General features: G+C 41.4%; 4 protein-coding genes. All 4 read left to right on the top strand.

Annotated features, from left to right (window positions below):
• The first annotated feature begins 83 nt into the window (after positions 1-83).
• Entirely contained in the window at positions 84-941 is an 858-nt protein-coding gene (locus J2Z28_RS10645) for a Cof-type HAD-IIB family hydrolase (protein WP_211082457.1), read from the top strand.
• Positions 942-1118: 177 nt separating this feature from the next.
• Positions 1119-2357 (top strand): YncE family protein, encoded by a 1239-nt coding sequence (locus tag J2Z28_RS10640; RefSeq protein ID WP_211082456.1) that lies wholly within the window; start codon positions 1119-1121, stop codon positions 2355-2357.
• Between the two features lie 470 nt (positions 2358-2827).
• The gene (gene fabD, locus J2Z28_RS10635; RefSeq protein WP_211082455.1) at positions 2828-4033 is read left to right on the top strand and encodes an ACP S-malonyltransferase; all 1206 of its coding nucleotides are present in this window, start codon (positions 2828-2830) and stop codon (positions 4031-4033) included.
• A 274-nt stretch (positions 4034-4307) separates the two neighbouring features.
• Positions 4308-16196: a non-ribosomal peptide synthetase gene (locus J2Z28_RS10630; RefSeq protein ID WP_211082454.1), complete on the top strand. Its 11889-nt coding sequence runs from the start codon at positions 4308-4310 to the stop codon at positions 16194-16196.
• Positions 16197-16228: the final 32 nt, after the last annotated feature.

Below are 16228 nucleotides of genomic sequence, written 5' to 3'. Positions count from 1 at the left end.
TTTGGAAAAATTGATTGATGATACTATAACTCTTGTATACAACAACATAGACATATACGAGATACATGATGGGGGCTAGGCAGATGAACGAAACGAAGCGGAAAATTGTTTTTATTGATATTGATGGGACATTGGTAGATGATGACGGAAACATTCCGTTGTCAGCACAGAAGGCTTGTAAACAGGCTAGAGAGAACGGACATCTGCTCTATTTATGTACAGGCCGATCCAAAGCAGAAATTTATGATTCCATCTGGGATGTCGGATTCGATGGTCTGATTGGTGCAGGTGGGGGTTATGTGGAGTTGGGTAAGGACGTGTTATATCACAAAAGGGTGACAGCGGAAGATGTTCGACATATGGTCGATTTCTTCAATGAAAATGGCATTGACTTCTACCTTGAATCCAATTCGGCATTGTATGCGAGTAGCAATCTTCAACCTCACCTGGAACGCCGTATCTATGGTGATGTGGAGAATGACCCTGTAGCCAGAGAGAAGAAGGAGCTGAAACCGCACCCGTTTATTGCCGGATTAACGTATGGTGAGGCTGACCTGTACAAGGATGATGTGAACAAAGTATGTTTCTTGGAGAGCTCAGCCATCCCGTTTGAGCGGATCAAGCAAGAGTTTGAAGGGAAATTCGAAGTCATTCAGTGCACCGTGCCAATCTTTGGTGAAGGAAGTGGTGAACTGATGATCCCTGGCATTCACAAAGCCATTGCGATCGCCGATCTGCTGAAGCATCTGGGCATGTCCCAAGAAGATACATTTGCCATCGGTGATGGCATGAATGATGCAGAGATGTTGGAATTTTGTAACATCGGAATTGCCATGGGTAATGCAAAGCCAGGTCTGAAAGCCATTGCAGATGATATTACTGGAACAGTCGAGGAAGATGGATTGTATCATAGTTTTGTGAAGTATGGATTGATCACTTGATACAGAAGACAAGGTGAGAGATAAAAACGGGTAATACGTACACCCTTTGTCCCAAACCTTATTTTAGACCCTGCATATATTATTGCAGGGTCTTTTTTTGGTTTAAACAGATCAATTTATATTTTCACAAAAGGGTTGTAATCAAACCATAACATCTAAATGAAGGAGAGAATCGAAATGGCCATTCTGTCAACCGGACCTATCGAGAATAATGCTGTCAGTGATGTAAGGCCAACACAACAAGTTACAGTTAAAATTGATAACAGAAATTCTCTGGATGGATCCGTTGTTTTGATACAAGGGTATAATTTGACCACTACGAGGACTTTATATGTCAGCGAGCAGATTTCAATTGATCCGGATCAGGTAGTGACAAGAACTTATTTTGCCAATCTTGATGCGTTTGAGTTTGTCTTTACAGTTGAAGGTGCAGCTATAGAGCAGACGGAGATTTCCGTATGGGGCAAAAATGAAACCGGCCAGCTTGTTGCGGCACATCGAATAGTTTCTTCCGAACTTGAAATAGAGGGGGATAATACGTCAGTCAACCGCATATATGTAGCCAATTTTAATAGTAACGATGTTTCCGTCATTAATGGCGCTACGAATACGGTGATTGCTACCATTCCTGTGGGGACGAATCCTGCAGGGATTGATGTCAATCCATTAACGAGTCGTGTTTATGTCGCAAACAGAGGCAGCAATACCATTTCCGTCATTAATAGTTTAACCAACGCAGTGATTGCTTCTGTTCCGGTTGGGAGTGAGCCAAGTGACGTAGGGGTAGATATAGCGACCAATGCTATTTATACGGCAAATTTTAATTCATTGGACACAACTGAAGATGTAACCGTTATTGATGGCTTAACCAACACGGTGATTGATGCGATCACTATTCCTGGACTCAATTTTTTAACGGGTATAGGCGTCAATTCCTTAACCAATCGGATATATGCAGTTAATTTTAATTCTGATACAGTGTCTGTAATCGATGGAGTAACCAATACGGTGATTGCTACGATACCCGTTCAGGTCAATCCATTCCGTGTAGGTGTCAATCCAGCCACCAACCGTATTTATGTATCGAATTTTACCAGTAATACGGTTTCCGTTATTGATGGATTGACGAATACCGTAATTGATACCATTCCAGTCGGCGTTACGCCAGCTGCAGTAGCGGTTAATACCTCCACAAACGCCATTTACGTGCCTAATCGAGATACGGATAATGTTTCAGTAATTAGTGGATTAACGAATACGGTGATTGCTACTGTTCCGGTCGGGATTAATCCAAACGGAGCGGGCGCCAATCCGTTAACCAATCGAGTTTATATAAGCAATCAAGATGATAATACGGTTTCTGTGATCGATGGCGAAACGAATACGGTAATTGATGTCATTCCGGTAAATCCGTAGAAAGGTGAGGGGATTCGGATGAAAGAAGTTATAACGGCATCAGACTTAATGGAGCAGCTGATCACCATGAACAAAGAAAATTCTGTATGCCAAGTTAGGATTCCAGGTAAGGGGATGTATGTAATTGTATTACAGGACGATTATTCAACCGTGCCATCTTCAGATCAGATCAGAATGGAACAGGCATCTCCTCAATGGAGGTGTCTATTTGCATTATTACTCAGACTACAGACAAGATCCAGTGTAGAACTACACTAAATGCCCCGACACAGAGTCCAAAAAGGAGTCCAAAAATGATCACGAATTTCTTCCCATTCATAGAAATAGATGACCCTCCTTTTGACTTTATTATTGCATAACTCCTAATGAAGGCTTATTATAAATTTTGAAAACAAGGAATTTATTGGTTTATAAGTAGCTGAATTAGTGTAGTAGATGAAATGTAATGTTGAATACATGGAGGATGCTGGATGAGTAATGTAGCTCTGTTGTTTCCTGGACAAGGTTCCCAGATGGTTGGCATGGGTAGAGACTTTTGGAATAACTTCGATGTAGCCAAAAAGTTATTTGAAGAAGCCAGTGATGCCATTTCTTTCGATTTGAGAAAGTTATGTTTTGAAGGTAGCATGGCTGATTTGACAATGACGATGAATGCTCAGCCTGCACTTTTGACTGTTAGTGTCATAGCGTATCAGGTGTATATGCAAGAAATAGGGATGGAACCCGCTTATTTGGCTGGGCATAGTTTGGGAGAATATTCGGCTCTGGTATGCGCAGGTGTTCTCTCATTTCATGATGCCATTAAACTGGTAAGACAACGAGGTATCATTATGCACAATGCAGACCCGGATCAGAAAGGTACCATGGCCGCCATTTCAGGTATTCATTTAGATACACTTCAAAACATATGTGAACAAGTTTCCACGATCGAGCGCCCTGCTTGTGTGGCTTGTGTGAACGCTGACCAGCAGTTTGTCATTTCGGGACATCGGCACTCTATACAAGAAATTATTAAAAGGACAGAAGCCCTGAGAACGAAACATTCTTATATCAATGTAAGTGGTCCCTATCATTCTCCCATGATGCAAACCGCAGCAGAACAATTCAAAGTTGAATTGGATCAATATCAATATGCCCATGCAAAATACCCGATTATTTCAAATGTTACAGCAGCACCCTATGAGTCTGATCGATCTGTCACGGATTACTTAAACATGCAGATGACGATGCCTGTAAGATGGTTAGAGTCGATGAACTATTTGATTAAGCAGGGAGTCACTGAAGTTATAGAGTTGGGTTCTAAACATGTGTTAGTTAGTCTTATGAGTAAAATAACGAAACGTATTGTACCTTACTCGCTAAGTCAGCCTTCTGATTTACTAATGCTTACAAATACACAAGAAAGGAAAAATAAACGGTTAACGATTCGTAAAAAGTTGTTATCAGAACTAATAGTAACCGCACTCATCTCACGGAATTATAATCCAGATTCAATATCATATACCCAAACGGTTGCCCCCTTATTTCATCATTTACAACGGGTACAGGAACAAGTAAATAACAATGAATATGAACTTAGTGAAGAAGAGATAAATGATGCTCTACAGGTATGTCATTCCATTATTATAGCAAAAAAAATTCCATTGGATGGAACCGCGTTGATTGATGCAATCTAGTAATGCTGTATATTCTCTCGCAGGATCTGTAATACAGCGCCAGACCGCCTTGTTACAAGGCGGTCTTTTTTGTCGTTTGATACGTCTGAACTTGTTGAAACTCCAAACGTCAGGTAATAAATATGTCAATAACCCACAAATCAATCTCTATTTTTTACCAAAAAGTAACAATGAATTGATTGATTTTACATATATTTCTATGGTAAAATTTTGCTTGAAATATGTGTAAATAATTAGATAAGCATGTTAGAGATGATTCATTTGGAGGAGAGATATGTATACTAATCAGTTTCAAACATTAGTGGATATTATCCGCGACAGAGGTAAAATAACGGACCGAGGTATTCGTTTTATCGATGCGGACAAACGAGAAACTTTTATATCTTATCATCAATTATTTACTGAGGCACAAGGGTATCTAGGTTATCTACAAGCCATCGGAATTAAACCTAAACAAGAGATTATTTTTCAGATTCAAGAAAACAAACGGTTTTTAGTCGCATTCTGGGCTTGTATACTCGGTGGAATGATCCCTATCCCTGTAAGTATTGGTGAAGATGAAGAACAAAACTTGAAAGTATGCCGTATTTGGAATTTGCTAAATAACCCTTTCATGATTGCATCTGAGAAGGTGCTGGATAAAATGAAGAGATTTGTTTTGGAACATGACATGCTTGATTTCCATCATCAATTAGAAGTCAGAACGGATCTGATCCAAGACACCATATATCATTATGAATCTATTAATAATATAGTTGAACCTCAGTCTGATGACTTGGCATTTATTCAATTCTCTTCTGGATCAACGGGTGACCCCAAAGGCGTCATGCTCACCCATCGAAACCTGATTTATAATACTTGTGCTGCTATTAATGGCACACAAATTAGTTCAAACGATAGTTTTCTCTCCTGGATGCCCCTTACCCATGATATGGGTTTGATTGGATTTCATCTCGTACCCCTCGTGGCAGGAATTCATCAGTACTTGCTCCCAACGGAATTATTCATTCGTAAACCGATTCTATGGATGAAAAAAGTAAATGAACACAAAGCAACCATACTGTCTTCTCCTAACTTTGGTTATAAATACTTCCTGAATTTCTTTCGCGAAGACAAAGCGGAGGGATGGGATCTGTCATCTGTCAGAGTCATTTATAATGGGGCGGAACCTATATTACCCGAAGTGTGTGATGAATTCCTAAATGTATTGTCAGCATATCACTTAAAGAAAACAGCCATGTTTACCGTATATGGATTAGCAGAGGCCTCTGTTGCCGTCTCCTTTCCCAAGGTAGAAGAAGAATTTACTGCGGTGTACGTTCACCGGGATCATCTGAACTTAGGGGAGCGTGTCATCGAAGTCGAGAAACATGCTGAACATGTGGCATCATTTGTTGCCGTTGGCGAAGCAATTGATTATTGCCATGTTAGAATTTGCGATGAGGAAATGAACAGTGTTCCCGATTTGGTTATTGGAAAAATTCAAATCAAGGGGGATAACGTCACCCAAGGTTATTATAACAATTCACTAGCAACGGAGAAGTTATTAACGCACGACGGTTGGGTGAATACAGGAGATCTGGGTTTTATCATGAACGGAAAACTGGTTGTAACAGGGCGGGAAAAAGACATTATCTTTATCAATGGTAAAAATGTATATCCCCATGACATTGAACGTGTCGCCATACAATTAGATGATATTGAACTCGGAAGAGTTGCTGCTTGTGGTGTGTATGATTCGAATAGTCAAAGTGAAGAAATTATTGTGTTTGTCGTGTACAAAAAAAAGATCGAACACTTCTTGCCGCTTGTTAAAGAAATCAAAAGATATCTATATAAACATGGGGGATGGAGTGTCAAAGAGGTACTGCCCATCAAAAAATTACCCAAAACAACAAGTGGGAAAATCCAGCGGTATCAGTTAGCCAAGCAGTATGAAGCAGGCAAATTCTCAACAGAATCTGCATTCATCCATGACTGGATCAAGAATGACAATGACAAGGCAAAAGAAGAGGCTGCTGTTTCGGTTCGAGTCATAGAACGTGAATTAACTTCACTATTTTCTGAAGTGCTGGTTGGGAAAAAGGTTGAACTTGAGGATAGCTATTTTGATATGGGTGCAACTTCATTACAGCTGGCCCAAATCGCTGAACGTATAGAACAAAAATACGGAGAAGAGCTTGCTGTTACGGACCTCTTTACCTATCCCTCGATAACTGAATTGGCAGCATATCTGGCTAGAGGCTACAGCGAGACCATGCAAGTCAACAAAACTCAAGAGGATCATACGCCATCCAAAGATATTGCTATTATCGGTATGTCTTTGAATCTCCCTGGTGCATCAAATGCAAGCGATTTTTGGCGTGTTTTGGAAAATGGAACGCATAACATTCGGGACTACCCGGAAAGTCGGATAAAAGACGCAGCGGATTATATACAATCCATGCGAAGTGAAATGAGCGAAGTTCAATGGATCAAGGGTGGTTACTTGGATCAAATTGATCAATTCGACTATTCTTTCTTTGGCATAACTCCAAAAACTGCACAATTTATGGACCCGAATCAAAGGATGTTCTTGCAAACGGCATGGCATACGATTGAAGATGCTGGGTATGCAGGGGAAGGAATCAATGGAAGAAATGTGGGCGTGTACGTGGGGTATTCCAAAGTTGGGTATGATTACGAACGGCTCGTGACGGCGAGTTACCCCGCAGAACTCAAAAATTATATCATTGGAAATTTACCATCTGTACTGGCGAGCAGAATTGCATATTTCTTGAATTTAAAAGGCCCGGCCTTAACGATTGATACCGCTTGTTCCTCCTCACTTGTTGCTGTTCACATGGCATGTAAAGGATTGCTCGCTGGAGACTGTGAAATGGCAATCGCAGGCGGCATTCGAACGGCATTATTACCGATAAGTATTGGACTGGATATGGAATCTCCAGATGCATTGACGAGAACGTTTAGCGAAGATGCCAACGGCACGGGATTTGGCGAAGGTGTTGGGTCGGTCATGTTGAAGCCAATGCAGCAAGCGATTAAGGACGGGGATCATATCTATGGTGTGATTAAGGGAAGTGCGATTAATCAGGATGGCAAGACGGTAGGAATCACAGCACCTAACCCCGAGTCTCAGACCAATGTGATCGAACAGGCATGGAAAGAAGCCGGCATTTCTCCTGATACGCTTAACTTTATTGAAGCACATGGAACAGGGACAAAATTAGGTGATCCGGTTGAGTTCAATGCTTTGCGTAAAGCTTTTGAGAAATATACGGATCGGAAACAATTTTGTGCAATCGGATCTGCCAAAGCTAACATTGGACATGGCTTTGAAGCGGCGGGGATCGCTGGATTAATTAAATCTATTCTTATGTTTCAACATAGAAAGATTCCACCATTGGTTCACTTTGACAAGCCTAATCCCCTGCTTAAGTTTGAAGCTTCACCTTTTTATGTGAATCAGGAATTAATGGCTTTTGGTGAAGCGGAGGGTCCATTACGATGCGGAGTTAGTTCTTTTGGTTTCAGTGGCACGAATGCGCATGTGGTTCTCGAAGAATATGTTCCTTCCCCAACCGTAGATAAAAGAATGTCCCAAGAGCCTAATCTATTTGTTCTGTCTGCTGCCACGGAACGGGCGCTGGATGAATTGGTTAGAACGTATCATGAATATCTAACCGATCACACGGATGTTTCCATTCAACAAATCTGTTATACAGCCAGTACGGGAAGGGCTAATCTGGATTATCGGCTTGCCATCGTAGTCACGAGTACACAAGAATTACATGAAAAATTGAAACGAATTGCAAGCGAAGAGGGTAAAATGCCAAATGTTTATTTTGGTTATGCCAAAAAAGACAAAACGCTTGTTAGCGATCATCTCTATGTTCAGGGAAAGGCAGAATCTTTAAATGAACTCGGTCAGTTATTTACACTGGGGGCAGTGATTGATTGGGAAAGGTTTTATAATCATGAAGTCATTCGGAAAATTCCATTGCCTCTATATCCATTTGAGCAGAAGCGGTGTTGGATTGAAGTCAAACATACGATACCAGCGGAACATAAGTCAGAGAGGAATGAGTTTCAAATGGAGTTGAATACAAACGATATTGAATTAAAGATTAAAACAAGCATCAGTCGTGCATCTGGTTTGAAGTTGGAAGAGTTGGATCATCAAGCTCATTTTCTCCAGATGGGATTGGATTCCATCATTCTTGTGCAAATTCAGAAGGAGATATCAGAGCTGTTCCGTTTGGATATCCCGATGGAAATGTTTTTTGAAACCCTTACAAATATTAATTCCTTAGTTAAGTATGTGTCAGAGAATATAAAACAACATGATGTATCTGAGAACATAAAGAATGAAACCGATCAGGAGCGTACTGAACAACGAAATCTGGCATCTGTGAACAATATAAACACGGCAAAATCATCAGGGAATGTGTCGGAACAAATTGTGATGTCTGCCATTCAGCTCATGGAATCTCAATTAAAAAGTTTGAATGTGCTGTTAGGCGAGCAAATGAATGCTGTTCAATCGCCTCTTTTGGAAATGAAACATCATGAAACCAAACCAACCAAAGAGATCCAACCCAATTCGGATTCGAAGGAAGCCAAACCTTTTATACCGTATCAATCGTTGAAGATTCATGAAGAGAGCGGATTATCACCGCTTCAGAACCAGTATATTGAACAATTTGTAACAAAGTATACCGCAAGAACCAAAGGCTCCAAATTAAAAACAGGCCAAACACGTTTGGTTCATGCGAATAATCGCAATGTATCTGGATTTCGCTCGTATTGGAAGGAAATGGTGTATCCCATCATTTCAACGCGTGCAGAGGGAGCTAAGTTATGGGATCTGGATGGGAATGAGTATTTGGATCTGACGATGGGATTTGGTGTAAATCTATTTGGTCATAATCCAGCTTTTATTCAAAATGTAATAGCAGACAGCCTCCAGGAACAATTGCCTCCATTGGGCCCTATGTCAGATTTGGCAGGAGATGTTGCAACGAAAATTTCCGAGTTGACAGGTGTAGAGCGTGTCGCATTTTATAATTCAGGAACAGAAGCTGTTATGGTGGCACTTCGTTTAGCGAGGGCAGCAACAGGGCGTTCCAAAGTTGTATTATTTTCTGGATCATACCATGGTACACATGATGGGGTGTTGGGTGTAGCGAATCCTGGGGATGCTTTATCGTCTGCGCTGCCTATGGCTCCTGGTATTGTAAATAGCGCTATGGATGATTTGATTATTCTTAATTATAACCATCCGCAATCACTGGATATGATTCAGAACCTGGGTGATGAATTGGCTGCTGTGCTTGTAGAGCCGGTGCAAAGTCGAAGACCTGATATGCAGCCAACACAATTCTTACGGGAACTTAGAGAGATCACGAAACAGTTTGGCATTGCACTTATTTTCGATGAAGTCATCACTGGATTTAGAATTGGTCTGGGTGGAGCACAGGATTGGTTTGGGGTTCAAGCAGATCTAGTTACGTATGGGAAAGTGGTCGGTGGCGGGCTGCCTATTGGCATAGTCGCGGGTAAAGCTGAATTTATGAATCCGGTAGATGGTGGAACCTGGAACTTTGGTGATGATTCTTACCCTTCCGACGCAGATAAGAAAACGTTTGTCGGGGGAACCTTCTGTACACACCCTCTTACGATGAGAGTGATGTTAACGGTACTACAGTATCTTCAATCCGAAGCAGGAACTTTATATAAGGAATTAAATGAAAAAACAGATTATCTTGTTAAAGAATTAAATGCGTTTTTCAAAACAGCGAATGTACCGATGCAAATGGTGAACTATGGATCTTTATTTCGATTTATATCATTTGGAGATATGGAATTATTCTTCTACCATTTAATTTATAAAGGTTTATATATTTGGGAAGGCCGTAACTGTTTTATATCGACTGTGCATTCCATGGGTGACATGGATACGATAATCAGAATCGTGAAAGAGACGATCCATGAACTACGCGAGTGGGGGTTTATCCCTGGTGAATCGCCTGTTTCGGAATATTCGCTCTCTTTAGAGCAAAAACAATTATTGTTAACTTCATTACATGGGGAAGATGCGAATGCTGCATTAAATCAGAGTGTTATTTTAAAAATGACAGGTGGAATAAAGCCTTCCACACTGGATCAGGCCGTGAATCAGATCGCACAGCGTCATGAAGCTCTGAGAACAGTCATTCATGCCGATCGTGAAACACAACAAATCATATCCGAAATGGAACTTCAATGTACATGGTTGGATTTCTCGGCATATGCGGGTGAGGATCAAGAACGGGAAATTTCCAATTGGTTATCTGCCGATGCAAATGAAGCCTTCGATTTACAGTCTGGGGAACCTCTATTTAGAATCACCTTGCTTAAAAAGGCAACTGATCAATACCTTATGGTGCTGACATTTCATCATATTGTTGTAGATGGCTGGTCGATTGCTGTATTCATTCAAGAGTTGGAACATACCTATTCTGCTCTGGTCCGAGGAGTTTCGGTTCAATTACCTGAAGCCACTCCATTCCGAGCGTATTTAAGATGGCAACGACTTGAACATGAAAAAGGCTCATTTACCGAAGGAGTCCAGTTCTGGAAAGAACAATTTTCCTTATCCTATCCCAACATTACACTTCCAACGGCACCGTCCGATGATGTGCCCAAGGGATATGACGGTGAAAGATATTCCATCAAGTTGGATCATCAATTAACAGAGTCTTTGCGAACGTTAAGCATCAATAATAAGAGCAGTTTGTTTGTAACGATGTTTGCAGCGTTTCATTTATATTTGCATCAACTAACAGGGCAGTCTCGCCTTGTCATCGGCGTGCCTACAGCGGGTCACTCTCATATGCGAAAAAATGCACTGATTGGCAACTGTGTCAACATTGTACCTGTTCATCATGCCTTGTTAACGAAGCAATCCGTTGTAGACCATGTTCTTCAGCTCAAGGAAACGCTGGCTCTAGTCATGAAGCATCAGCATGTTCCATTGACCCTCGTATCCGAACAGCTTGCTCATATGACTGCACCGGATACCCGGATTTTATTCAATATGGACAGAACGATTCATCATCTCCAATTTGAAAATATCAAGACTGGATTCATGTCGTATCCGATCAAACATATTTCTTACGATTTATTTCTTAATATTACGGATGTTAGCCATGAATTGTACCTGGATTTTGATTACAATACCGATCTCATTGGACTTGAGATGATGAAATTGTGGTCCGAAGGATTTAAGGGTTTGCTGCAAAAAATGGTGAGTCATCCAAAGGCTGAAATTTCGTCTTTGACGTTGTTCTCATCTGAGCAACAGGACCAATTACAAGGAATATATAATCGGTTTGTTACGGAGCGTCTTCCTCACGTTAATCATGCAGCCATATTCGAGTCTCCAGTCAATAACGTGGAGAAAAAGCTGGCTTTGATCTGGGAGGACGTATTATCCCTCGATCAAGTGGGGAGACATGATCACTTTTTTGATCTCGGGGGTAACTCGCTCAAGGCGACAGTAATGCTATCCAAGGTACATGAGCAGTTTCAACATAAAATTTCAATCGTTCAATTCTTCCAAAACCAACGTCTGAAGCAGCTGGCCAGTCTGATTACAGGCGAGAACGAGGAAACATTCATTCCGATTAAGGCATTGGACGTCAAGGAATTCTATGAGACATCATCTGCACAACAGCGGATCTACTTTTTGGATCAATTTGAGCCGAATAGTGTGTTTCAGAACATGTGCGGCCATATTACGGTCACAGGAAATATCGATGAAGCTAAATTGATTTCGTCATTGGAACAAATCGTGCACCGTCACGAAGCTTTTCGCACCAGTTTCCATCTGATGGATGGAGAGCTTTACCAGCGTATTGCTCCAACGATTGATTTTGAAGTGAAACGATCTCAGGAAAGTTCTGCTTCATTCGAACAACATGTTAAGACGTTTGCCAAACCATTTGATTGCTCCAAAGCGCCATTAATACGTGCCGAATTCATTCGTGTAAACGATGATCATGCAGAGATTCTCATCGAGATGCATCATATTATATCGGACGGATATTCCGTTGGCATTCTTGCGAATGAACTGATCGATGTGTATGACGGAAGAAGCATGTCGGAAATTGAGATTGAATACAAAGACTTTACAGCTTGGCAGAAAGAATTTCTGGCGGGGGAGTCTTATAAGCAGCAAGAAAAATATTGGCTGGATCAATTCAAAGGAGAACTCCCGAACCTTAATCTGCCTACTGATTTTGTTCGGACACCTCATTTGACTTCGGCAGGTTCAAGATTGTCATTTGTGTTGGATCAGCATTTGAAGCAGTCGCTGGAAAAGCTTGCGAAACAAACGGGAACTACGATGTTTATGGTGTTATTGGCAGCGTATAATGTGCTGCTTCATCAATATACGGATCAAGAAGATATGATTGTAGGCACGCCAACATCAGGAAGAAACCATCCGGATGTCGAGAATATGATAGGTGTCTTTATCCAGACGGTAGCGATTCGATCACAGCCGGTGGGGAATAAGTCATTTCGATCCTATCTTGAGGAAATTAAAAAACAATCCCTCGATGCATTGGATAACCAGGACTATCTTTTTGACAACCTTGTAGAGAATTTAAACACGCATCGGGATACAAGCGGGACAGCACTTTTTAATACGATGTATATCTTCTTAAATACCGCGTTGAATCAACGGCAAGAACAGGATTGCAGCTTTAAAGTTAGAGAATTAAATGTCGGTGTATCGTTGTATGATCTGATGTTCATCGTTGAGGATGATAACGAGTGTCTGGAAATGCACTTTAATTACAAGACGGAGCTGTTTGAACGGGATACCATCGACAGAATGAAAACACATCTGTTCAACATCCTCAGAGACATTGTGATCGAACCTGATATTGCCTTGTCCGATATTCAAATGCTGTCTGAACATGAGCAGCACGTTCTTTTATATGATTTTAATGATACCAACATAGAATATTCCCGGGATCGGACCATTCAGGAGTTATTCGAAGCACAAGTGGAACGGACACCCGATCAATTGGCTGTTAGTTTTGGAGATGAGCAATGGACGTATCGTCAATTGAATGAACGGGCGAATCAGTTGGCATATACGCTTAGAGCTGAGGGAGTGCAACAGGATCAATTTGTAGGCATTCTGACAGATCGTTCGATTGATATGATCGTTGGCATCTTTGGCATTCTAAAAGCAGGCGGGTCGTATGTACCGATTGATCCGGATTCTCCTGAAGAGCGTATCCGGTACATCCTGCATGATTCGGGGGCAACATTGTTAGTCACGCAAAAGCATTTGAAGCAGTTGGTATCGTTTAATGGAAAAATGATTGATTTGGACGATGAAGAAATCTATGCAGCTAATCTGTCGAATCTGGAACCGGCAGGGAATTCCGAGCAGTTGGCTTATGTGATCTATACTTCAGGTACAACAGGCATGCCAAAAGGTGTAATGATCGAACATCGTCAGGTTCATCACTTGGTTAAAGCGTTGTACAGTCAAGTTATAGATGATCAGCTTAGCGGTTTGCATGTCGCTTTACTTGCGCCTTACTATTTCGACGCATCTGTGAAGCAGATTTTTGGCGCACTGCTGTCAGGACATGCCTTGTTTATTGTAGACAAGGACACGGTACTGGATGGACAAGATTTAATGAATTATTATCAGCACCACCAAATTGATTTGACGGACGGAACACCTGCGCACCTGAAATTGCTTTCGAAGGCAAAAAACGTTCAAGGCATATCGCTAAAATATATGCTCATTGGCGGTGAAGCTCTTTCTCAGCAAAGTGTAAATGAAATCACATCATTATTTGCTCTCAATCATATAACGCCGCCAGCCATAATTAATGTGTACGGTCCAACAGAATGTTGTGTGGATGTTGCGACATACCGTGTACTTCCAGAACACCTGGATACAGCGAATCAACGAGCTCACCTACCGATTGGTCGAACATTAGGAAATAATCGCCTGTATGTATTGAACAAACATGGCAAAGTTCAGCCTGTAGGCGTCGTAGGGGAATTATGTATCTCTGGTGATGGGGTTGGTAGAGGATACTTGAATTTACCTGAGCTGACAGCAGAAAAATTTGTACGTGATCCGTTTGTCCAGGGAGCGACAATGTACAAAACGGGAGATTTGGTGAGATGGCTTCCCGATGGCCATATCGAGTATCTGGGAAGAATGGATCACCAAATTAAAATTCGCGGATATCGGATCGAAGTAGGAGAAGTAGAAGCAGCACTGTTAGATCTAGAGTGTGTGAAAGAAGTTATCGTCGTTGCACATGAGGATGATCACGGGGACAAATCATTATGTGCATACTTTACAGCGGATTCCACGCTGACGGTGGGAGAGTTAAAACAAAGCCTCTCTAAGGTGTTGCCGAATTACATGGTTCCAGCCTACTTTATACAATTGGATCACATGCCTCTGACATCGAACGGGAAAATCGATCGCAAATCGCTTCCGAGTCCAGAAGAAAACATACAAACGGGAAGTGAATATATAGAACCCCAAACTGGGGTGGAAAAACAGTTGCTGCCTATTTGGCAGGATGTGCTTGCCGTGAAAAAAATCAGTGTAAAAGACAGTTTTTTTGATGTAGGAGGCAACTCTTTACGTGCGACCAAGCTGGCCGCCAAAATCAATCAAAAGCTGAATATCCACATATCGGTAAGAAACGTCTTTGAATGGCAGACCATTGAACAGATGGCTCAATCTATTGAACAAATGGAACAGGAAGTATCAGTTTCCATTCCTCAAGTGGAGGAAAAAGAATATTATCCTATTTCTTCGGCGCAAATGAGAATGTACATTATGAGCATCAAAGCTGGCAAGGAACTCATGTACAACATGTCAGGTATGTTTATATTGGAAGGATCGCTTGATCGGACCAGATTGGAAGAAGCATTCCAACAATTGATTCATCGTCATGAATCGCTTCGGACTGGATTCAAAGTCATACACGGAGAACCGAAACAGATCGTATACCCTAAAGTTAACTTTGGAATTGAATTGATCGAGTCAACGGAAGTAGAGATCGAAGATCGAATTGAACAGTTTGTTCGCACATTTGATCTCGGGCAAGCACCTCTTATGAGGGTGGGACTTATTGAACTTCAGCAGGAGCGTCATGTATTGCTGGTAGATCTCCACCATATCATTGCAGACGGACTATCCGTGCATCTTCTGATGACTGAACTTAGCCAGTTCTACAAGGGAGAGGAGCTATCTCCTCTTCGAATTCAGTATAAGGACTATGCTGAATGGCAGCAAATGCAACTTCATAGTGAGCGGATGAAAAAGCAGGAGAAGTATTGGCTTACTGTGTTTGCTGAAAGTATCCCGCTATTGGATCTGCCAACAGACTATGAAAGACCTGAAACCCTAAGCTATGCGGGAGATGTATTGGACATTGTTTTGGAGGAAGACATCCTTCCAGGCTTAAGGAACATGGAAGCTCTGACAGGAACAACGTTATATATGATTCTATTAGCGGCCTATACCATTCTGTTGTCTAAATACAGTGGACAAGAAGATATCATCGTGGGGACGCCGATTGCAGGCAGGACACATGCTGAGCTGGAGCCGGTCATGGGGATGTTTGTGAATACAATGGCTATTCGAAATTATCCTGCGGGGGATAAAACTTTTACGGAGTATCTGCTGGAAGTCAAAGAAAATATGTTGAACGCATATGAGAATCAGGATTATCCGTTTGAAGAATTGATTGAGAAAGTAAATATTACCAAAGATGCTCGGCGGAATCCGTTGTTTGACACCATGTTTGTATTGCAGAATACAGATGCTTCAGAGATTCAGATGGATGGAGTAACCTGTAAGCCTTATGCTCCAAATACGAGAGTATCCAAATTCGATCTAACGCTGTATGCTACCGAATTGCCAGACAAGTTAGAAGTGGCCTTTGAATACAGTACGATTTTATTTGAGAAAACAACGATTGAAGCGATGTCACAAAATCTGTTGGTCATATTAACAACCATTGTCAACGACCCTCATATTGAAATCAACAAGATTCAATTGGTTGAAGAATTAATAGATGGGGATACGCTGGCTGATCTAATTGAAGTAGATTTCTTCTAAGCTAAATTAAAAATACAAGTGATCGGGGTGCC

The organism is Paenibacillus xylanexedens (assembly GCF_017874615.1).
GTDB lineage: Bacteria > Bacillota > Bacilli > Paenibacillales > Paenibacillaceae > Paenibacillus > Paenibacillus xylanexedens.
This window is presented reverse-complemented; position numbering and strand designations above follow the sequence as displayed.